The sequence below is a fragment of the Iodobacter sp. BJB302 genome (assembly GCF_002735645.1).
In the GTDB taxonomy this organism is placed as follows: domain Bacteria; phylum Pseudomonadota; class Gammaproteobacteria; order Burkholderiales; family Chitinibacteraceae; genus Iodobacter.
Genome location: NZ_PDZG01000005.1, coordinates 25,402 through 48,011 on the forward strand (window position 1 = coordinate 25,402; position 22,610 = coordinate 48,011).

A 22,610-nucleotide genomic window follows, 5' to 3' on the forward strand; every position below is an offset into this window, starting at 1 on the left:
CAATCTAAATTGCACAAGATTAATGTAAGGGCACAATCAACAAAAAAGAGAAAAAGTGAGGAATAAAGAGAAGTAACAGACAAAAAAAGCTGGCCCCAAATTAGAGCCAGCTTTTTAAAAGACAATCAATCAGCCTAAGAGCAGCGCATCGTCGTCGATTTTCTCGCCACGGTTTTTTTCAAACATGGCCAGCAAATCGCCCACTTCCATGGTGTGGCGTTTATCTCCTGCCACATCCAGCACCACCTGCCCCTGATGCAGCATAACGGTGCGATGGCCGTGATCCAGCGCCTGGCGCATGGAGTGCGTTACCATCAGCGCGGTTAAGTTGTTTTCTTTAACGATGCGATCGGTCAGCTGCAACACAAAAGCCGCAGTTTTTGGGTCCAGCGCCGCAGTATGCTCATCCAAGAGCAGCAAACGCGATGGCTGCAAAGAAGCCATCAACAGGCTGACCGCCTGCCTTTGCCCGCCAGAGAGCAAATCCATCCTGTCGCCAAGCCGGTTTTCCAGCCCCAGCTCTAAGGTAGCCAGCTTGTCGCGGAAAATGGCCCGCTGCTCGTTTTTAACCGCCCGGCCAAAGCCGCGCTTTTTACCACGCTGCCAGGCCAGAGCCATATTTTCTTCGATACTCAGCCCTTCACAGGTGCCAGCCATCGGGTCCTGAAACACCCGCGCCACCATGCCAGCACGCTGCCATGCAGAAAGCCGGGTCACATCCTGCCCGTCGATATGAATGCTGCCGCTGTCCATTTGCAGATCGCCGGAAATCGCATTCAGAAAGGTGGATTTGCCCGCGCCATTGCTGCCGATCACGGTAATAAACTGGCCCGATTCAATGGTGAGCGATAAACCCTTTAAAACCAGATTTTCAATCGGTGTGCCGGGGTTAAAGGTCTTGTATAAATCACGGACTTCCATCATGACCGTTTCCCCTTTTTACGAAACACCCTGGCTTTTACTTTTGGCAGCACCAGGGCAAAGCCCACCAGTACGGCGGTAATTAAATTTAAATCCTGTGCCTTCAGGCCAATAAAATCAGCGTTCAGCGCCAGAGCAATCAGCAGGCGGTAAAGCAAAGCGCCCAGCACGGTAGCCAGCGTAATCACCCACAAATTGCGCGATGGCAAGAGTGTTTCGCCAATAATCACTGCAGCAAGGCCCACCACAATCGTACCCACCCCCATCGATACATCCGCCCCGCCCTGCGTTTGCACATAAAGCGCACCAGCAAAGGCAATCAGCGCGTTGGAGAGCGCCATCCCAATCAGAATCATCCGGTCAGTAGCAATGCCCTGCGCCCGCGCCATACGGGGATTGGCCCCGGTGGCCCGCATCGCCAGCCCTGCTTGCGACGCAAAAAAGAAATCCATGCCCAGCTTAGCCAGCACAATAATCACCGCCAGCACTGCAGGCTGCACCAGCCAGCCTCTTTCCAGCTGCTCGCCAATAAAAGGGCTAAACACGGAAGGCGCGCCAATCAGCGGCAGATTTGGTGCGCCCATAATGCGTAGATTGACCGAATAAAGGCCAATCATCACCAGAATACTGGCCAAAAGCTGCAAGATATTCAGCCGCACATTCAGCCATGCCGTCAGCCAGCCCGAGGCCGCTCCCGCCAGCACCGCCATGGAACAGGCAAACCAGGGATCATGCCCGCCGGAAATTAAAGTAGCCGCGACCGCGCCACCAAGGGGAAAGCTGCCATCGGCAGTTAAATCAGGGAAATTAAGCAGGCGAAAAGAAATCAGCACCCCAAGCGCCACCAGCGCAAAGATCAAACCAATTTCCAATGCGCCCATTAAGGCAATGGGAGTCATAAGTATTCCAAGGAGCAAAAATTAAATCTGAAAACCCAAACCTTAAACCACTGAGGAAAGGAGAACACGGAGGAGCACGGAGACAAACAAAACGAGGATTTCTTTGTGAAACTCCGTGTTCTCTGTGGTTCAAGATTTGGGGTTTGACGCAGTTTTTTACTTCACCACTTCTTTAGCTTCTTTAAGCAGCGCTGCAGACAGCGTTACGCCTTGTTTTTGCGCGGCACCGGCGTTCACCATCAGCTCTTGCTTAGCACCTACTTCCGGCGCGATATCCCCGGCTTTTTCGCCTTTCAGAATACGCACCACCATCTTGCCGGTTTGGCGGCCCAGGTCGTAGTAGCTCATACCCATGGCTGCAATTGCGCCGCGTTTCACCAGGCTGGCATCACCCGAGATCAAAGGAATCTGTGCTTGTTGCGCCACGCCCACTAAAGATTCGTAGCTGGACACCACGTTATTGTCGGTATTGGTGTAAATCGCATCCACCTTACCCACTAAGCTTTTAGCCGCGGTTGAGATATCCACCGTACGTGCTGCCGGTGCTTCTACCAGCGTCATGCCGCGTTTAGCCAATTCAGTTTTTAATTCTTTAGCCACAATCGTGGAATTCACTTCACCCGGGCTATACACCATGCCAATACGCTTGGCTGTGGGTTTTACTTTAAGGATTAAATCAATTTGCGGGGATAACTGCAGCATATCGGATACGCCAGTTACATTATCGTTGCCTGTTTTCCAGCTTTTCACCAGCTTAGCCGCCACCGGGTCTGTTACCGCCGTAAACACCACAGGAATTGTGCGCGTTGCCGCGACTACAGCTTGAGCACTTGGTGTGGCAATCGCCACGATTACATCGGGCTGATCGCCCACAAACTTGCGTGCAATTTGCGCAGCAGTGGCGGTATTGCCCTGTGCACTTTGAAATTGATACTTAATTTGCTTACCCGGCTCAAAACCTGCTGCTTTTAATTCGTCTTCTACCCCTTTACGCGCAGCATCGAGCGCAGGGTGATCAACAATCGCGGTTACAGCCACCGATTTCATTTCTGCAGCGCCCGCTGTACACGACAAACTAACCAGTGCGGCCAAAAGAGTAGGTTTAAATAATTTAAGCATCTGACAAATCCTTATTTCAAAGTGATTTTGAAGCTTTGAGGGAAAGAAGATCGCGACTTTTTAATGGAATAGATAAGCTGATTCGCCCACCTTAAACAATCGTTTTATTTTTTCAATTAAATGACAAGCAAATAGCCGGAACCCGGCTTTAGCCTGCAAATCATCCTGAATAAAATACCGGCAGGATAAAGGCAATAAAGGATCGTTGCGTCAAAGATAATAGAGGGAAGTCTGCACAAGATACAAAACGGGGATATCCCTAATAGAGGGTGTTATCTCTGATATAAATTCATATACACAGAGGCAAAACAAGCTGTGGATAACTTTGTGGGTAAGATATCAATTCAACCCTGATTAAGGGGATTTAAATCAATAAATCTGCTTAGTTAAACAGGCGTAAAACAGGGCAAGACCCAAGCCAGATACCACTTGACGGGCAATAAGAAGAAGAGAAACCGTATTTAAAAAAACCAGCCCTAAGCACAGCGAAGCCTGTGTGTAAAGCCCTGATACGCGCATTGATATGCCGCAAAAAAACAGTACTTAATGTGTCTGCAACAGTACAAGATTTAATAAGTTATAAAGAATTATCAGGCTCAGCAGAAAGTCGCCTATCAGCCTAGTTCACAAAAATGACATTTTCCAGCCATATTTATACGGAATAAGATTGTAAGCTGAGGAACGGTAAAATGCCTTTTCTGCCGCTGCTTTCTGCCTGATTCAGTTGATTTTCAAAAAAACAAAGGCAGAAAACCTTACGATTTTCTGCCTTTATTTTCAGAGTATTAGCCGGGATCTGCTGCAGGCTAACAGTGGATAACTTTTAATCCTTACACAGAGCTAAGATTAAAGCACGTAGCGCGCCAAATCTTCATCCGCTGCAACACCGCCTAATTTGCTGCTCACAAAATCTGCATCCACCACAATCTTGCCGCTTTTTGCATCAAAGGAGATTTCCTCAAGCAAGCGCTCCATCACGGTGTATAAACGACGCGCGCCGATATTCTCGGTGCTTTCATTCACCTGCCAGGCAATTTCGGCCATGCGCTTTACGCCGGCATCAGTGAAATCCAGTTCTACGCCTTCTGTGGCAAGCAAGGCTTGATATTGCTTCACAAGGCAGGCATCGGTGCCGGTAAGAATGCTGGCAAAATCGCCCACTGTTAGCGAATTAAGCTCAACCCGAATCGGAAAGCGCCCTTGCAGCTCAGGAATTAAATCTGAAGGCTTGGCTAAGTGGAATGCGCCGCTGGCAATAAACAGAATATGGTCGGTTTTAACCATGCCATATTTAGTGGTGACCGTTGTGCCCTCCACCAGCGGCAGTAAATCACGCTGCACACCCTGGCGGCTGACTTCACCGCTGCCCGCCTCTGCCCGGCTGGTGACTTTATCAATCTCATCAATAAACACAATGCCGTTTTGCTCAACCGCTTGCAACGCTTCGGTTTTAGCATCTTCTTCATTAACCAGCTTGCCCGCTTCTTCCTCGGTTAAAAGCTTCATCGCCTCGGCCACTTTCAGCTTTTGCGATTTCTTTTTATCTGAGAACGCACCTTTAAACATTTGCTGAATCTGGCTGGAGAAGTCTTCCATTCCCGGCGGGCTCATCACCTCCATCGTTGGCACAGCGGCTGCCACTTCGATTTCAATTTCTTTATCGTCAAACTTGCCTTCACGCAGCATCTTGCGGAATTTCTGACGGGTATCCGATTCATCGTTGCCACCTGGCGGCAGGAGCACATCTAAAACACGATCTTCAGCAGCATCGGCAGCACGATGGCGATTGCGGCTGATGGCTTTATCCCGCACCTGCTTAACAGCAACCTCAACCAGATCACGAATAATGCTGTCTACATCTTTACCTACATAACCCACTTCGGTGAATTTAGTTGCTTCTACCTTAATAAAGGGCGCATCAGATAATTTGGCCAGGCGGCGGGCAATTTCAGTTTTACCCACGCCAGTTGGCCCAATCATCAAAATATTCTTTGGAGTGATTTCACTGCGCAGGGGCTCTGCCACCTGCTGCCTGCGCCAACGATTACGCAGCGCAATCGCTACCGATTTCTTGGCGGCAGCCTGGCCAACAATATGCTTATCCAGCTCGTGAACGATTTCCTGCGGAGTCATTTGGCTCATGATTAATCCTTAACAAAATATATCCAGCAGATGGCGGCGCACAGAATAAATTTAAAGTCTGAGCGACAGATATTTCATCTTTTCACGGCTTTATTACGTTCTAAGATAAATGCATGGAGAATTTACAAAATAATGCTCACACACACAGATAAGTTCTACACTAGCTAGATACGGGCCTTACACAGAGAGAAATATGAGTAATAGCGCGGATGAAGATTGGCTGGACGAAGACAGCAGCGATGAATCAAACAGCCATCAGCATGATTGCTGGACAATTCTGGTTGTTGATGATGAACCTGATATTCATCATGTCACAAGGCTGGCGCTCGCCAATATCGAATTTCTAGGCAAGCGTCTGGAAATTTTATCCTGCTACTCAGGAGCGGAAAGCTTGGCGTTGCTCAGCACCCGCCACGATATCGCTCTGGTATTACTTGATGTGGTGATGGAGCAGGAAGATTCCGGCCTGCAAGTGGCCCATGCCATTCGCGAAACGCTGGGCAATCATCAGATTCGTATTATTTTGCGTACCGGCCAGCCCGGCATTGCACCAGAGCGGCGGGTGATTGAAAGCTACGATATCAATGATTACAAAGCCAAAACCGAGCTGACCCGCGATAAACTTTATACGGCCATTCTGGGTACTTTGCGCTCGTATAAAGACATTATGCTGCTTGAGCATCAGCGCCAGATGCTCGCCGCCAACCGCCGTGGCTTAATTAAAGTAATTGAAGCTTCAGCAAGCATTTTTAAACAACAATCTATTCAGCAATTTGCTCAGGGCGTACTGGAGCAACTGCAATCCCTGCTCTTTTTTGAACAAGAAGCGCTTTATATCATTGTGCAGGGTGGTATAGCGGCGCTATCACAGGACGGGGCCATTCAAGTCATGTATGCCACCGGTGGCTACGAGCCGCTTTGTGGCAGGCCATTAGAGCTGAATGAGCGGCTGCGCTTTGATGAATCCATCAAAAAAGCCATGCAGGAAGAAAAGAGTGTTTACGCTGCAGATCACTTTATCGGTTTTTTCCACACCGAGCGCGGCCCAGTCAATTTGCTGATCATTGACGGGCCTGTGGCTTTATCCAACCCGGATAAAGAGCTGATTGAGCTGTTTTGCCGCAATGTCAGTATCGCATTTGAAAACCTGATGATGAATAAAGAAATCCAATCGCTGCGCGGTACTGAATAAATCAGAGTATCTCCGGGCCGCTTTATCTTGGCCCTCCAGGAAGGCTGCACACAGAGCTGCGTGGCAAAAATTTCTGCTTATATCAGCAACCCGCCCCCATGTTTTTGCAAATAAGCGGTGTTAAAACATCTTGGTAAATCTTCCTGATTTTTGGCTTGTGTCTTTTTCAAAGCCCCGGATTAGCGTTTTCAACGGTAGAATCATCCATTCCCTCTCACCAACCCGTAGCATGCTATGTCGAAAGATTATCTGGAAAGTATTATCAAAGCCCGTGTCTACGATGTGGCTATTGAATCCCCTCTCGAATTTGCCCCTAATCTATCGCGCCGCATTGGCAATAAAGTGCTGTTTAAGCGCGAAGATATGCAGCCCGTGTTTTCGTTCAAAATTCGCGGCGCGTATAACAAGATGTCCAAGCTTAGCCATGCTGAGCTGGAGCGTGGCGTAGTAGCGGCATCCGCAGGCAATCATGCGCAAGGCGTAGCAATGGCCGCCCAGCATTTAAAATGCCGCGCCACCATTGTGATGCCCACAACCGCCCCGCGCATCAAGGTGGATGCCGTTACCCGCCGTGGCGCTGAAGCAGTGCTAGTTGGTGATTCTTACTCTGATTGCTATCAGCACGCGCTTAATTTATCCGAGCAAACCGGCGCCACGCTGATTCACCCCTTTGATGACCCTGATGTGATTGCCGGGCAAGGCACGGTGGCGATGGAGATTTTGCGCCAGTACCCCGATCATATCGACGCGATATTTATCCCCGTAGGTGGCGGTGGCTTATTAGCCGGGATGGCGGCCTATATCAAACGCCTGCGCCCGGAAATTAAAATCATTGGTGTAGAGCCCACCGATGCCAACGCCATGTATTTAAGCCTGAAGCTGGGCGAGCGCATTACCCTGCCACAAGTGGGCATTTTTGCTGACGGCGTAGCGGTGAAACAGGTCGGTGAAGAAACCTTCCGCCTGTGTAAAGATTTTACAGACGACATCATTCTGGTGGATACCGACGCCATGTGCGCGGCGATTAAAGATGTATTCGAAGATAATCGCTCGATTCTGGAGCCTGCCGGTGCGCTTGCCATTGCTGGCCTGAAAGCATGGGCAGCGCGTGAGGGTAAGCAAAACGCCACCCTGATCGCCGTGGCCTCTGGCGCAAATATGAATTTTGACCGCCTGCGTTATATTGCCGAGCAAGCCGAAATGGGCGAGCAGCGCGAAGCGATTGTGGCCGTCACGATTCCGGAGCAGCGCGGCTCTTTCCGTGCATTCTGTAAGCTGATCGGCGCACGCAATATCACCGAATTTAACTACCGCTATTCCACCGCCAGCGAAGCTCATGTGTTTGTAGGCTTATCGATTCAAAATCGCAGCGAAGTGGTTGATCTGATCAGCGACTTGGCTGCGGCAAAAATCGCTGCGGTCGATCTCACCGATAATGAACTGGCCAAGCTGCATATTCGCCATTTGGTCGGCGGCAAAGCGCCTAATGTGCAGAACGAGCGCCTGATGCGCTTCGAGTTTCCGGAGCGCCCCGGCGCCCTGCTTAACTTCCTGGATGGCATGAATGGCGAGTGGAATATCAGCCTCTTCCACTACCGCAACCACGGTGCAGATTACGGCCGCATTCTGGTCGGCATTCAAGTGCCAGAGCAAGACAACGATGCATTTAAAGCCTTTGTGGATAAACTGGGCTATATGCATTGGGATGAAAGCAATAACCCTGCGTATAACTTGTTCCTGAGCGCATAAAAAAAAGGCCGTCATTCAATGACGGCCTTTTTTACTTACTCATTCAAACTATTACAGCAGATTACGCGCAGCTTCAATCACGATATCTACTGCAGTGTGTTCTGCCAGCTTCATGGCTTCAGCATCCGGGATTTCCTGCTGGGTGCGGTTTACGATCACACCCGCTACCATCCCTGCACGCCAGCCTTGAGTCGCGCACATGGTCAGCAGAGTGGCGGATTCCATTTCATAATTCATCACGCCCATTGCCTGCCATTCTTTCATCGAGCCTTGCATGCTGCTCACCACACGGCCGCTGCATGTATCGTAACGCTCCTGGCCCGGGTAGAAAGTATCTGATGAAGCCGTCACACCGATATGCAGTGGTTTACCAGCTTTTTTAGCCGCATTTACCAGCGCAGTTGTACAGTCAAAATCGGCCACCGCAGGGAAGCTCATCGGGGCAAAGTGCAAGCTTGCACCATCCAGACGAACAGAACCGGTGGTCACCAGCACATCGCCTACATTGATATGCGCTTGAATCGCACCCGTTGTACCCACGCGCAGGAAGGTATTGATCCCCAGCTGAGCCAGCTCTTCTACCGCAATCGAAGTAGAAGGGCCGCCAATACCGGTAGAGCAAATCACAATCGGCTTGCCATCCAGCTCAGCCAGATAAGTTGTGAATTCACGATGGCTGGCCAGCAACTTGGCATTGCCCATTTTTTCAGCAATACGCTGCACACGGGCAGGATCACCTGGCACAATCGCAAGAGTGGCACCGGCTAAATCGCTTTTAGCGAGACCTAAATGGAAAACTTCAGATTTAGACATGAGAGTCCTACTTAATCAAAAAAACGAAAAACACCTGATTCTAAGAATGCTTCAGCTTAATTTGAGCGTGTTAAACCTTGAACCACAGAGTAAAACGAGGACACAGAGGATCACAGAGAAAACCATCAAAGTATTGATTTTCTCGGTGACCCTCTGTGCTCTCTGTACCCTCTGTGGTTCAAGATTTAGTGCTCTATTCAGTCAAGCTGAAGCATCTTACTAATCAAGTGAAAATGAGATCCGTTGGAGCTTAAAGCGCGGGGGTCTCGTTTGGGTCGAGATAGAACGCACCCGGCAGCAGATCGCCTGCGGTGGTGATTTCCATATCTTCTTTCATATTACCCAGGATCACCGGCAGCGCAGGTGTGCCGATTTCTATCATCACCTGACGGCAGGCGCCACAAGGCGCGATCGGGCCAGGGGTATCACCCACAACGGCAATGGCCGAGAAATCACCAGGCCTGTAGCCATTGGCAATGGCACTAAACAGCACCGTGCGCTCTGCACAATTACACAGGCCATAAGAGGCGTTTTCTACATTGCAGCCGTGGAACACACGGCCGTCTTTAGTAATCAGTGCTGCACCAACCAAAAAGCGCGAATACGGTGCGTAGGCCGAAGTACGGGCAATACGGGCCTGATCGAGTAGTTCTTTTGCGTCGAGTTCTTCACGAGTCATGACTTACTCCAGAAAGGCTTTCCCAACCGGGAAAGAAGAAAGATTGAACCAGTTAGCCAGGCTCTGGCCAACGTCTGCGAAAGATTCGCGAATACCAATGCTGCCAGCCGGAACGCACTTGCCGTAAACCAACACCGGCACATGCTCACGGGTGTGCTCAGTGCCCGGCCAGGTTGGATCGCAGCCGTGATCGGCTGAGATAATCAAAATATCGTCGTCTTTAAGCAGGGCCAGCATTTCTGGCAGGCGCTTATCGAATAATTCCAGACCACGGGCATAGCCCGCTACATCGCGGCGGTGGCCAAATTTCTCGTCGAAATCAACAAAATTGGTCATCACAATGCTGTTGTCCGGTGCTTCTTCCGTAGCTTTCAGCGTGGCATCCCACAGCGCGGTTAAGCCGCTGGCTTTAATGCCTTTGGTAATACCGCAATGCGCATAAATATCAGCGATTTTGCCGATAGAAACCACCGTACCGCCTGCATCAGTCAGCTTTTCCAAGACTGTTTTAGCGGGCGGAGCAACAGCGTAATCATGGCGATTACCAGTACGGGCGTAAGTGGCTGCGGTTTCGCCATTAAACGGGCGGGCAATCACGCGGCAAATATTGTAAGGCAGCATTTCTTCATGAGCGATCTGGCACAGCTCATAAAGCTTTTCCAGACCAAAGCTTTCTTCGTGCGCAGCAATCTGGAATACCGAATCGGCCGAGGTATAAAAAATCGGCTTACCTGTGGCGCGATGCTCATCGCCCAGCTTGGCAATAATATCGGTGCCAGAAGCGTGGCAATTGCCCAGATAACCAGGCAGGCCAGCACGTTTTACCAGGGTTTCCAGCAGTTCTGGCGGGAAGGTATCGGTTTTCTTAGTGAAATAGCCCCAGTCAAACAATACCGGCACACCGGCTAATTCCCAGTGCCCCGATGGCGTGTCTTTGCCGGAGGAAATCTCAAAAGCCGCGCCATAGGCGGCAGTGGGCTTGATCGTGGCGGATAAACCAGCGGGCACTTTGCCGCTGGCCAAGCCACAAGCCAAACCCATGCCCAGTTGTTCTAAATTCGGGATTTTAAGCGGGCCACTGCGATCAATATCGGCCTCGCCATTAAAGCAGCGCTCTGCAATATGGCCGAGGGTATTGGAGCCTACATCACCAAACTTATCTGCATCGGGTGCAGCGCCTACACCGAGTGAATCCATAATCAGGAAGATGGCACGCATGGGATACTCCTTAAGCCTGTGAAGCTTTTAAATCAATAAATAATCGGATTGCTGGCAACGGCAACTAAGCCGTATGTAAACGCAGCCTGTATTTCTTGCACCGCCAGCTCTGCCGCCTGTGCGTTTTGTGCATGTACGATGGCCAATGGCTCGCCTGCCCTTACTTCCTGGCCTAAGCCAGCAATTTGGGTAATACCTACCGCGTAATCCAGCGCATCACCCGGCTTACGGCGGCCACCACCCAGGCTGACTACGGCCATGCCCAGCGCACGGGTATCTATAGCCACAATAAAACCATTTTGCGCCGCTGGCACCGCAATTTGTAGCGCGGCCTGTGGCAGATATTGCTCTGGCTTTTCAATAAAATCAGCCGGCCCGCCAAGGCTGGCGATCATACGGCCAAATATTTCCGCTGCACGGCCGCTATTCAGGGCCGCCATGAGTTTGCTTTCGGCTTCGGCCGCATTGGCGGCCAATTTACCCAGCACCAGCATTTCGCTGCACAGCGCCATCGTCACCTGATGCAAGCGTGTTGGGCGATGTTTGCCGCTTAAATAATCCAGCGCACAGCGCACTTCGATGGCATTACCCGCACATGGGGCAAGTGGCTCGTTCATATCGGTGAGCAGTGCAGCCGTTGGCAGGCCTGCGCCATTACCGACCTCAACAATACTGGTCGCCAGCTCACGCGATGCGGCGAGATTTGGCATAAATGCGCCACTGCCTACTTTGACATCCATCACCAGCGCATCCAGCCCTGCCGATAATTTTTTCGACAAAATCGAGCCGGTAATCATGGCCACCGATTCCACCGTGGCGGTCACATCGCGAATCGCGTAGAGGCGTTTATCCGCAGGGGCTAAATCACCAGTCTGGCCGATGATCGCCACGCCCACTTCACGCACCGTTTTGCGAAATAGCTCAGTACTTGGCTCGGTGTTGTAACCAGGAATCGCATCAAACTTATCTAAAGTACCGCCGGTGTGCCCAAGGCCACGGCCGGAAATCATCGGCACAAAGCCACCACAAGCCGCAATCATTGGCCCCAAGAGCAGGGAAACCAGATCACCCACGCCGCCGGTTGAATGTTTATCCAGCACCGGGCCGGATAAATCCAGGCTGCGCCAGTCTAAAACCTGGCCCGAATCACGCATGGCAAAAGTCAGCGCCACACGCTCATCCAGCTCCATACCTTTAAAGTAAACTGCCATCGCCAAGGCCGCGATCTGCCCTTCAGAAATACTCTGATCGCTGATCCCACGCACAAAAAAACGAATCTCTTCACCACTTAATACTTCGCCATTGCGCTTTTTACGGATGATTTCCTGCGGCAGAAACATATAAACCTCTTTGAAACAACTCACATTCTGTAGGGCGGGGGGGGAAAACCGCCACATTCAATCAGGCCATCAATACGCCGATTTAGCCGTTGCACCTGCATCGTGGCCCAAGGTGGTCAGCAGGCTGCCCATCAGGCTGGATGCGCCAAAACGGAAAGTTGCCGCTTGCGCCCAGTCCGGCCCCATGATGCGGTCAGCAATGGCCAGGTATTCCAGCGCATCTTGTGCAGTACGCACGCCGCCTGCGGCCTTAAAGCCAACCGCTTTGCCGCTGTCTTTAATCGCCTGAATCATGATTTCAGCCGCTTCTTGCGTAGCGTTCACCGGTACTTTACCTGTGGAGGTCTTAATAAAATGCGCGCCTGCGGCAATAGAAATCTCACTGGCTTTACGAATCAGCTCAGGCGTTTTTAGCTCGCCGCTTTCGATAATTACTTTCAGAATCTTATCGCCAACCGCAGCGCGGCTTTGCGCTACTACATCAAAGCCAACTTGCTCATCACCCGCCATCAGCGCGCGCCATGGGAAAACCACATCCACTTCATCTGCGCCATTAGCAATGGCGGCGGCTGTTTCAGCGGCAGCTTCAGCCGGTGTTGGCTCGCCCTTAGGAAAGTTAGTTACGGTAGCCACCGGAATATTCAAACCGTGAGCCGCCAGCGCCGCTTTTGCAGTAGGTACAAACTGTGCGTAAACACAGAGTGCTGCAGGATTGCCCACAGGGGTTTTTGCCGATGCTGCCAAAGCTTCAATCGAAGCCACGGTGTCTGTATCGTTCAGCGCGGTTAAATCCATTAAATGCAAACCACGCAGGGCTGCAGCACAGAGTTGATTTTGAGTTGCCATGATTTTTCCTTTTACAAAATATTTGAGCGGTTTGCTTCAAAGATGAAGCTTGATCTTGATCTGAGCATGTTGGGTTACGCTTGTTTATTGGCAAAGACGGCCAACAAACAAGCTAACCCAACCAACCCACAACTTCACGAATACAACATTTCCGTAAAAGCCGCCTGAGCACGTTGGGTTACGCTGCTTTGTTGGTACAAAACGACCAACAAAGCAGCTAACCCAACCTACGCCGCTGTTGACTGACTTCACAAGGGAACAAATCAACAGAGCCTGCTTTAAAACTTAAGCCATGCTGATAAACAAACCAGCAATCGTTGCGCTCATCAGATTAGACAGCGTTGCAGCAGCCACCACGCGCAAGCCATAACGGCTTACTTCGGAACGGCGCTCTGGCGCTACCGAGCCAAAACCACCTGCCAGAATGGCAATCGACGAGAAGTTGGCAAAGCCGCACAAAGCAAAAGACAGAATCGCCAGTGTTTTAGCATCCAGTACTTGCAAGCCTGCAGCCGAAACAGCAGCAGCATCTTTAAGGTATGGAGCCAAGCCCACAAAGGCCACAAACTCGTTCAGAATCATTTTCTGGCCAAGGAAGTTACCTGCCAGCGCCGCATGTTCCCAAGGCACACCAATTAAGTAAGCCAATGGCGAGAACACAATCCCCAGAATCAATTCAAGATTGTATTCAGGATGGCCAAACAAGCCGCCCACACCGGCAACCAAACCATTCACCAGTGCAATCAGGCCAATAAACGCCAGCAACATCGCGCCAACATTCAGAGCAATCTTCAGGCCTACAGATGCACCTGCGGCACCCGCTTCGATCAGATTAGCCGGACGCTCATCGTCAAAAGTCAGGTCTTTAATTTCTACCGTACTTTCTTCAGTGCTTGGGCAAATAATTTTGGCAAATAACAAGCCACCTGGAATCGCCATAAATGAAGCGGCAATCAGGTATTCCATACGCACGCCAAGCCCTGCATAACCCGCCAAGACCGAGCCGGCAATCGCAGCCATACCACTGGACATCACCGCAAACAGCTCAGGGCCGCTCATGGTTTTCATAAATGGCTTAACCACCGCAGGCATTTCGCTCTGGCCGAGGAAAATAGTCGTCACAGCAGAAAAAGATTCCAGCTTGCTCACACCTAAGAGCTTTTGGAAGATAGTGCCTAAAATCGTTACAATCCAGCGCATTACACCAAGGTAATACAGCACAGAAATAAACGAAGTCATAAAGATAATCATCGGTAACACACGAAATGCAAACACAAATCCGCCGTTGCCAAATACCTCGAACATTTTTTTATCGACTAAGCCGCCGAATAAAAATGAGATACCATGATTACCGTATTCCAATACATGATTCACTGCATTAGCCACATTCAGTAAAATATCTTTACCCAATGGAATAAACAGCACAATTGCACCAATAGAAATCTGGGTTAATAGTGCAGCAATAATGATGCGTGGTTTAATTGCTTTGCGGTTCATTGAAATTGCAAAAGCAATCAATAACAGAACCGCGATACCGATTAGGCTGCGTCCAACTTCAAACATCTTCGTCTCCTGAAATTTCACATACCGCTTTAATATTTGCGTGCGCTGCGGCTTGTTTTTTACGGGTTTTCACTCAGCCTGCAATATAGGCCTGGTAATATTTGAAGAAATAAGGTGTTTCACTTATACGCCGGCCACTTAAAAACGTAATGAATGTTTAGCAAATCCGCACATGTAAGCGAAATACCCTGATTTCAAAAAAAGCGGCACATATTAATGCTTTTCAGGCAAAAAAAACTAAATTTACCTGCCAACCATCAGAAATTATCCATTTTATTTGTTTTATATTTTCGAATGGTGTAAGCAACTGCATTTACTGTTTTATTTGAGAGAAATCAAAAAAGGCGCAAGCTGTAAAGCTTGCGCCTTTTTCTGGCGATTTATAACCACATACTTTTAATCAAATAAAATGGCAATAGGCCATTAATACTCAATACAGAAAAATAATATTATTATTCATCAGCGATTATTCTTAACCCATTCCAGCCAGGGCTTAAATAAGGATGGGCAACGCGCAGCCACAACCGATCTTTGCCAAATATGATCCTGCCAGTAATTATCATGATGGATACTGGCAATTTGCCCGCCGGACTCAAGCAAGATCAAGACCCCCGCCGCGTAATCCCATAGCTTTTGCGAGCCATGCAACATTAAATCTGTGCGCCCTGCCGCCAGCCAGCACCAGTCTATAGTCGAAGAGCCATAATTGCGCAGGCTGCTGAATGGGGCCACGCTGACCACCCGCGCAGGCAATCGCCCGCCTAAATACTTAGGCTCTACGGCGGCTACGGCCTCACACAACGATTTAGGCACTTCCTGGCGCAGCGGTAAAGTGCGCCCGTTCATCCAAGCACCATAGCCTGCCGCAGCCGAAAAGCACTCATCCAAAGCCGGTACATAAACCACACCCAGCACTGGCCGCCCTTGGCGGAATAAGGCAATCGACACCGAAAAATGCGGCAAGCCGTGTACAAAATTGGTTGTGCCATCAATTGGATCAACAATCCACAGGCCATCTTCATGATCTGCCCACAGCGATTTTTGCTCGGCCACGCTCATTTCTTCGCCCAGCACCGGGCAATTCACAATTTTAGGGAGCTCACGCTGCAATGCAGCTTGCGATGCCATATCCGCCTCGGTAAAGAGGCTGCCATCATGTTTACGGCTGGACGCCACCTGCTGAAAGCGCGGCATAATTTCTTCAGCCGCTACACGGCGGGCCAAAGCAACTAAATCGGATAAACGCTCAAAATCGCTCACAGCTCTCTCCCATGTTTACCCCTCATTGTAAGGCAGTAAGATGACTTTGTTGCATGTGCACATGAAAAACGTTGGGGAATATGTGTAGGATGGTTGAAGCCCCTGTTGCGGTCCAATCGAGCCGGCGGCGGGCGGGATTGGCTCGTTCCTCGCCCCCAAGCGATCCCCCGCCCCGCTTGTTCCTCGCTCCGGCGTCTTTCAAGGGGACTTTAAAAAGCCCTATGCAAAGTGCGTGCTTATTATGCTTTTCACAGTTTGCTGATAAAAAAAATCTGCTTATTACGTATGGGGTTTCACCCGCCCTGATCACAGCCATAAAAAAAACCGCCCCCCATCCGAGGAGCGGTTTTTGTGGTTTTTAATCAGCTAAACACCGCTAATTAATAAGCCCACTTCCAGTTTTTAACTTCTGGCATATCGTCACCGTGTTCTGCGATATATTGGCTGTGTTCTACCAATTTGTCCGACAGTTTCTGACGTACATGTGCGCCGATCTTTTGCAATGCAGGTACACGATCAATCACATCAATGGCCAGGTTAAAGCGATCCAGCTTATTCACTACTACCATATCAAACGGTGTAGAAGTTGAGCCTTCTTCGATATAACCACGCGCATGGATATTGCTGTGACCATTGCGACGGTATGTTAGGCGGTGAATCAGCCATGGGTAGCCGTGGAAGGCAAACATCACTGGTTTATCTGCGGTGAATATGGAATCAAATTCGCGGTCAGACAAGCCATGTGAGTGCTCTTCTTCTGGCTGCAGTGTCATCAGATCGCACACGTTCACAAAGCGGATTTTCAGATCAGGGAAGTGCTGGCGCAGCAAATCAGTTGCAGCCAGTGCTTCCATGGTCGGTACTTCACCCGCGCAAGCCATGACTACATCTGGCTCACCGCCCTGGTCATTCGAAGCCCAGTCCCAGATCCCCAGACCCTTGGTGCAATGGGTGATGGCTTGATCCATAGTCAGGTATTGCAGCGCTGGCTGCTTACCAGCTACCACCACGTTTACATAGTGACGGCTGCGTAATACATGATCAGTTACGCTGAGCAGGGTGTTGGCATCTGCTGGCAGGTAAACACGGATCACTTCTGCACGCTTGTTGATCACATGATCAAGGAAACCCGGATCCTGGTGTGAGAAGCCATTGTGATCCTGACGCCATACGTGCGATGTCAGCAGGTAGTTCAGCGATGGCAAAGGTTTGCGCCAGTTGATGGTACGTGTTGTTTTCAGCCATTTTGCGTGCTGGTTAAACATCGAATCAATCACGTGGATAAACGCTTCGTAGCAGCTGAAGAAGCCGTGACGACCGGTCAGGTTGTACGCTTCCAGCCAGCCCTGGCAGGTATGTTCAGACAAGATTTCCATTACACGGCCATCTTGCGCCAGGTAATCATTGGTTTTATCTGCTTCAAGGTAATCAGCAAACCATGTTTTGCCTGATACATCGAACACATCGTTCCAGCGGTTGGATGCAGTTTCATCCGGCCCGAAGATACGGAAGTTCTTTTGCTCTTCGTTCTCATCCATCACATCGCGCAGGAATTTACCCATCACGCGGGTGGCTTCAGCATTCACTGTACCTGGCTTATCGAATGTAACCGCGTATTTGCGGAAATCCGGCATGCGCAGATCTTTAGATTCCTGGCCGTGCACAACTGGGTTAGAACCCATGCGCAATGCGCCTTCTGGTGCTAATTCAGCCAGCTCTGCCTTGAATGAACCATCGGTATTGAATAGCTCTTCAGGACGATAGCTCTTCATCCAGTTTTCTAAGTTGTGGACGTTTTCTTCATCGATATCAGAGAACGGCACCTGATGGCTGCGCCAGTAGTCTTCAACTTTCTTGCCTTTAATTTCTTTCGGGCCAGTCCAGCCTTTAGGCGTACGCATCACAATCATTGGGTAGCGTGGGCGAACGATAGGTACGCCAGCATCCATTTCTGCCTGTGCCTTAGCACGAATCGCATCCAGCTCGGCCATACACAGATCCATGGTCGCAGCCATTTTTTGGTGGATCTCGGTAAATGACTCGTCTTTTTCATTGAATGTTTCGGTTTTCAGCTCAACAAAGTGAGGCTTATAACCAAAACCTTCAAACATCTTGGTGATTTCTTCATGGCTGATACGTGACAGCAAGGTTGGATTAGCAATCTTGTAGCCATTCAGATGCAGGATAGGCAGAACAAAACCGTCATTCACAGGGTGCAGATATTTATTGGAGTGCCATGATGCAGCCAGCGGGCCGGTTTCAGCCTCACCATCACCCACAACAGCGATAACAGTTTGGTTTGGATTATCAAAAGCAGCACCAAACGCGTGTGAAAGCGAATAACCCAACTCGCCGCCTTCGTGCATCGAGCCCGGAGTTTCCGGTGCTACGTGCGAAGGAATACCGCGTGGGAAGGAGAATTGCTTAAACAGACGTTGCATACCGGCAGTCGTGCGGTCGATATGTGGATAGAATTCTTCGTAGCTGCCTTCCAGATAAGTATTTGCCACCAGACCAGGGCCGCCATGGCCAGGACCAGTGATATAAATCATCGGGCTTTTGCGTTCTTTAATTACGCGATTAGCATGAACATAAATAAAATTCAGACCAGGCGTAGTACCCCAGTGGCCCAACAGACGAGGCTTGATGTGAGCAAACTTCAGTTGCTCTGTAAGAAGCGGATTATCTAACAAATAAATTTGACCAACTGAGAGGTAGTTAGCCGCACGCCAGTAAGCGTGCATTTTGTTGATTTGTGCAGGAGATAGCTGTTGAGTCACGGAACACCTCGTTGAGAGTTGCTAATCAGTAAATCGTTAAGAATTTCATCTGTTGAAACTACTGTACATGATTGCTATTTAAGGCTGTATGACAAAAATCAAATCTGCCAGAAGTCGAACACAATAAGTTTTTCACCTTATACAAGACCATCTGCAGGCTGTTTTGTTCCAGGAATGACCCTGAGCCGCAAATAATACCGAGTCATAATGAGTCATTATCATCCATCATCCTGAGTACAAAACAGGAATAATTCAGAGGCTAAAAAATAACACTTTATTTTATAACAAATATTATTCTTAACAAGTTTTCCCGCAAACAATGTTTTTAAAAAAAAAGCTGCATATTGTTTTAAAAAATATTCTGTGTTAATAATATTAATTGCATATTTATATACATATAACAGATATATTATTCTGTATATTTCCGGGCTGTGGTGCAAAACAGCGTTATTTTTCATCCGGCATTCAGCGCTAAATCATTGTAATTTGAAGTATTCAGCTGCCCTGTAAACATAAAGCGGTACTTTATACATCCGCGTAATGATTACCTCCTAGTTTTACAAGAAAACCCGCAAGCCTGACACGCATCTACCAGCTTCACACCTTACTTGCTCTTTGTTTATTGCTACGGTAACTTGCCGATATAACGTAAGGCAAAAGTAATAGAACTTGGATGCCCTGCTGCACACTGCACTATATAAGCTAAACAGGCCTGTGCATTCAGCTTATATATAAGAAATTTTTAGCACGATCGTGCCTGCCCCTTTTTACTATCTTCAACTGGAGCAACAGATGAGTTTACCCATGGCAAAAGAGCAGGATAAAGTTCGCCTGATCTTACAAAAACAAAATGTACCGCCAGGCTTTAAAATAAACATGAAATTATTTGCTGATGTAAGTGGCTCATTTAAAGATGAATTTACAAAAAAGCTTCCTGGCGGCGGCTATATTGTTGATCCATTTTTTACGGCCGCGCTCGCAATCGCAGGGGTAATTGATCCTGACCGCAATATTCAAATTATTGGTTTTTCAGACCGTGCTTTAGATACCGGCGATTATTCAGTTGATACCGAAACAGAAATCCGTACCGATTTTTTAAACAGAGCCAAGCCTATTTTATGGGGCTCAACCGACTATGCCAAAGCACTGGAAGCACTGCTAAAAAGTAAGGCCATGGAGCAAACGCTAGGGGGCATGCTCAAAGGCTTGTTTGGTTTTGGTAAAAAAACCCCTGCAGAAAAGAAAGAAGCATTCTTAGTATTATTTGTTTCAGATGGCGAAGATATGGGTTCTGCTCCGAACTTTATTTCTCAATTAAAAGAGCTCGCCAAAATTGGTACTTTTGTCGTATTGATTGGTGCAAACTCTGATAAAAAGGTAAAGTTTAATTTGATGCAAAAAGCGGCGAATGAAGTTGAAGGATGTACATTCCACCGCTTAACTGAATTAGCAAATCTCTCTACCGATCAGCTTTACGACCGTATTTTTGATACAGAATTCAAACGCTGGTTTGAGCAATTATCAGCAGAATATAAAGGCTGAGCCAGATACTTAATTATTGCAAAATAGCTGATTAAAATTCAATAAAACCCAGTAAGGATAGAAGATGCTCCCAATGACAAAAGGCGGTAGCTTACCGCTCACTAAAAACAACGCTCCACTACAAGAAGTGCGCCTTGAGCTGTCCTGGTCCCCGCCCAAAAACACCAGCAAAGGCAGCTATGATTTAGATGCCAGCTGCTTTCCGCTTAACAGCACAGGTGGCGGCCCCTTAGGGAAAATCAGCGAAGTTGATCATATTTGCTACTGGGGCCAGCAAAAAACCCCTTCAATGGAACACCTGGCCGGGGACGATCGTACCGGTGATGGCGATGGCCCCGACGAAGTCATCCTGATTCACTTTAATGCCCTGCCCGGCAATTGCGATTTAATCGCCATTGTTGGCACCATAGATAAAGCCATTGAGCGCGGGCAAAGCTTTGCCGAAGTGGCCGATGCAAAAATGCAAATCTTCAATAATAAAAACAATGAATTACTGGCCGAAGCGAAACTGGCGTCGCTGGATGCAGGATCTACCGGCTGCTTATTTGCAAGCATTCGTAAAAAAGATCAGGTATGGACTGTAGAAAACGTCAGCCAGGGCTATCCGGGTAAAGAATTGCCTGATTTCTTCCAATTATTTGGTTATCAAGGCTGATTATGTCCGGCTATCGCGATTTATTTGGTGCTCCTGCAGCCCCAATGCGCGATCTGTTTGGGGAGCCAGAAGCTCCTCAAACAGCCCCTGCAAGCGAAAATCTGGCGGATCTGTTTGCCGGCCAGACAAGCCCTGCCAGGCCGGATGAAATCAACGCAGACAAAGCACTCACCACCGCACCTAAAACAATTGCCAGCACCGAGGGCGTTAATCTGCGCTATGCAGAATTAATTAAAGCCAGCGAGCAGCTGATGCACCGCGTAATCGACCTTACTCAGTCGGTTAAGAGCCGTGAAAATCTGTTAAATACCATCTTTACTGAGGCAAAGCGCCAGGCTGATGATCTGCAGGCAGCCATCAATCCAAAACGCAGTTTATTGTTTGGAAAAAAGGCCCCGGATAAGGCTCATGCACACGCATTAATCGATCAGTTGCAATTATTTATGCGGCAGGAATTAAAACCGGATTTATTTTTACAAAATGATATTGATGAATTACTGCGCCAGACTGATTACCTGGATCGTTTGGCTGATGTTTTAAAAACAGACGCTCTGCAGGTACTGGCCCCGGAAGATCAGCTACTCAGCCGCATCATGACTCAGGCTCATATTTTATCCCTGCAAGCCGCATCCACACGGCAGCTCACAGCCCAACTGGACGAACAGCTGCTTGATATTGAAAATTGGCGGGGCCACTTTCTGTCTCTGCTGGTTGTCGATATTCAGCAAAAACTCTGAGGATTACCATGTCGCAATACAAAGACTTGTTTGGCAGCCCATCACCCGGCCCAAGCCCACTGCCCGTCGATCTGAATCAGGCCGCTGATGCGCCGCTCAGCGTTATCCAGCCTGCCCAAGCAGCCGCTCCGGCAGCTGATCCTGCCCTCGTAGCACAAATACGCCAGCTGGGCAGTGAGCAGCTCGAGGAAATCGGCAACAGGCAAACACAGCAATTGGTTCAGTTATCTGATCAGCTGCTGGCTAAAACACGCGCCAGCGATACCGGCGACTTTGGCCGCGGCATGAATGATGTACTCAAACTGATGACCACCGTGCACTACGATCAGCTTGGCGAGCCCAGCGGCCTGAACGGGCTGGTTAAGCGCCTGAAGCGCACACTGAACGTTGCCAAAGTAGATGTAGTACAGGCTTTTGACAGCGCAAAAGGGCAAATCGACAAAATTTGCAACGATATGCGAAATCGCCTGCGCGTCATGGAAACCGATAACCAGTGGCTGAGCAATGCTTATGAAGCCAATCTGGCCGATATGCGCGCACTGGAGCAAATCCTGCCCGCCATCGGCGTTGTACTGGCCGAAGAGCAGCAAAAGCTGGCTGCACTTGATCCCAACGACCCGATGCTGATAGCAGGACAAAGGCAAAGGGTAGATCGCCTGACACGCAGGGCTGAAACCATCGAGCTGCAGATCCATCAGGCAAAATTGCGCGCATTTCAAATCAAGGGCCTGGAAGACGCAAACCGCGGGATTACCGATGATTTTCGCTCTTTGCTGGAAAACGCGATTCCGGCATGGGGCACCGATATCAGCATGGGTTTACTCAGCCTGCGCCAAAAAGCCAATTTAGAAATCAGTAACCGCGTTAAAGACCAAATTCAGTCATCCATGAAGCGCGCAGCAGATCAAATACACGACAATGTAATTGGTGCAGAAACCGCTTTGCAAAGACAGGCCGTGGATATCAGCACACTGCAGCATGTGCAGGATAAAACCATTGATATGATCAGGCAAAAAATACAATTAGCAGAACAGCGTGGCCAGCAAAGGGCCAAAACCACGCAAGAAATTGCACGGATGGATGCAGAGCTTAAACAGACATTAAAGCAATAAAGCCGGCAACAAGCTGAGAATGACAAGAAAATAAAAAAGGCCC

General features: G+C 49.1%; 18 protein-coding genes. 6 read left to right on the plus strand and 12 right to left on the minus strand.

Translation table 11 applies throughout. From position 1 onward, the window contains the following. Positions 1 to 129 precede the first annotated feature (129 nt). The 4 genes from CSQ88_RS02700 to hslU form a co-directional block, all read right to left on the minus strand. The gene (locus tag CSQ88_RS02700) at positions 130 to 924 is read right to left on the minus strand and encodes an ABC transporter ATP-binding protein (RefSeq protein WP_099396562.1); all 795 of its coding nucleotides are present in this window, start codon (positions 922 to 924) and stop codon (positions 130 to 132) included. After that, positions 921 to 1,820, minus strand: coding sequence for an ABC transporter permease (locus tag CSQ88_RS02705; protein WP_099396563.1), 900 nt, complete (start codon positions 1,818 to 1,820; stop codon positions 921 to 923). Before CSQ88_RS02705 ends, CSQ88_RS02700 begins: the two co-directional genes overlap by 4 nt. Positions 1,821 to 1,976: 156 nt before the next feature. Beyond that, positions 1,977 to 2,939 (minus strand): ABC transporter substrate-binding protein, encoded by a 963-nt coding sequence (locus tag CSQ88_RS02710; protein WP_099396564.1) that lies wholly within the window; start codon positions 2,937 to 2,939, stop codon positions 1,977 to 1,979. An 846-nt stretch (positions 2,940 to 3,785) separates the two neighbouring features. Next, positions 3,786 to 5,081 (minus strand): ATP-dependent protease ATPase subunit HslU, encoded by a 1,296-nt coding sequence (gene hslU / locus CSQ88_RS02715; RefSeq protein WP_180273504.1) that lies wholly within the window; start codon positions 5,079 to 5,081, stop codon positions 3,786 to 3,788. A 193-nt stretch (positions 5,082 to 5,274) separates the two neighbouring features. Between hslU and CSQ88_RS02720 the strand changes: the two genes are divergently transcribed. Next, positions 5,275 to 6,273: a DUF3369 domain-containing protein gene (locus CSQ88_RS02720; protein ID WP_099396565.1), complete on the plus strand. Its 999-nt coding sequence runs from the start codon at positions 5,275 to 5,277 to the stop codon at positions 6,271 to 6,273. A gap of 234 nt (positions 6,274 to 6,507) precedes the next feature. Further along, positions 6,508 to 8,022 (plus strand): threonine ammonia-lyase, biosynthetic, encoded by a 1,515-nt coding sequence (ilvA, locus tag CSQ88_RS02725; RefSeq protein WP_099396566.1) that lies wholly within the window; start codon positions 6,508 to 6,510, stop codon positions 8,020 to 8,022. 51 nt (positions 8,023 to 8,073) lie between these two features. Here ilvA and udp read toward each other — a convergent pair whose 3' ends face one another. From udp to CSQ88_RS02775, 8 genes are all read right to left on the minus strand, one after another. Next, complete coding sequence (gene udp, locus CSQ88_RS02730; protein ID WP_099396567.1) at positions 8,074 to 8,835, minus strand: uridine phosphorylase; 762 nt, start codon at positions 8,833 to 8,835, stop codon at positions 8,074 to 8,076. Positions 8,836 to 9,085: 250 nt separating this feature from the next. Further along, positions 9,086 to 9,514, minus strand: a complete 429-nt coding sequence (locus CSQ88_RS02740) for a cytidine deaminase (RefSeq protein ID WP_099396569.1) — start codon at positions 9,512 to 9,514, stop codon at positions 9,086 to 9,088. A gap of 3 nt (positions 9,515 to 9,517) precedes the next feature. After that, positions 9,518 to 10,732 (minus strand): phosphopentomutase, encoded by a 1,215-nt coding sequence (locus tag CSQ88_RS02745; protein ID WP_099396570.1) that lies wholly within the window; start codon positions 10,730 to 10,732, stop codon positions 9,518 to 9,520. Positions 10,733 to 10,764: 32 nt separating this feature from the next. Further along, a complete protein-coding gene (gene deoA / locus CSQ88_RS02750; protein WP_099396571.1) occupies positions 10,765 to 12,072 on the minus strand; it encodes a thymidine phosphorylase in 1,308 nt (435 codons plus the stop codon). Between the two features lie 69 nt (positions 12,073 to 12,141). Then, positions 12,142 to 12,918 carry a deoxyribose-phosphate aldolase gene (gene deoC, locus CSQ88_RS02755; protein WP_099396572.1) on the minus strand — a complete coding sequence of 259 codons (777 nt, stop codon included), beginning with the start codon at positions 12,916 to 12,918 and terminating at the stop codon, positions 12,142 to 12,144. Positions 12,919 to 13,203: 285 nt separating this feature from the next. Next, entirely contained in the window at positions 13,204 to 14,481 is a 1,278-nt protein-coding gene (locus CSQ88_RS02760) for a NupC/NupG family nucleoside CNT transporter (protein WP_099396573.1), read from the minus strand. 459 nt (positions 14,482 to 14,940) lie between these two features. Further along, positions 14,941 to 15,741: an inositol monophosphatase family protein gene (locus CSQ88_RS02765; protein ID WP_099396574.1), complete on the minus strand. Its 801-nt coding sequence runs from the start codon at positions 15,739 to 15,741 to the stop codon at positions 14,941 to 14,943. A 380-nt stretch (positions 15,742 to 16,121) separates the two neighbouring features. Beyond that, positions 16,122 to 18,521 (minus strand): phosphoketolase, encoded by a 2,400-nt coding sequence (locus CSQ88_RS02775; protein WP_257212432.1) that lies wholly within the window; start codon positions 18,519 to 18,521, stop codon positions 16,122 to 16,124. A gap of 792 nt (positions 18,522 to 19,313) precedes the next feature. On the opposite strand from CSQ88_RS02775, the gene CSQ88_RS02785 reads away from it, so the two are divergent. The 4 genes from CSQ88_RS02785 (at position 19,314) to CSQ88_RS02800 (ending at position 22,567) form a co-directional block, all read left to right on the plus strand. After that, positions 19,314 to 20,063, plus strand: coding sequence for a VWA domain-containing protein (locus tag CSQ88_RS02785; protein WP_099396578.1), 750 nt, complete (start codon positions 19,314 to 19,316; stop codon positions 20,061 to 20,063). Between the two features lie 64 nt (positions 20,064 to 20,127). After that, positions 20,128 to 20,718 (plus strand): TerD family protein, encoded by a 591-nt coding sequence (locus CSQ88_RS02790; protein WP_099396579.1) that lies wholly within the window; start codon positions 20,128 to 20,130, stop codon positions 20,716 to 20,718. A gap of 2 nt (positions 20,719 to 20,720) precedes the next feature. Then, on the plus strand, positions 20,721 to 21,455 hold the full coding sequence (locus CSQ88_RS02795) for a hypothetical protein (protein WP_099396580.1): 735 nt from the start codon (positions 20,721 to 20,723) through the stop codon (positions 21,453 to 21,455). An 8-nt stretch (positions 21,456 to 21,463) separates the two neighbouring features. Further along, positions 21,464 to 22,567: a toxic anion resistance protein gene (locus tag CSQ88_RS02800; RefSeq protein ID WP_099396581.1), complete on the plus strand. Its 1,104-nt coding sequence runs from the start codon at positions 21,464 to 21,466 to the stop codon at positions 22,565 to 22,567. Positions 22,568 to 22,610 lie beyond the last annotated feature (43 nt).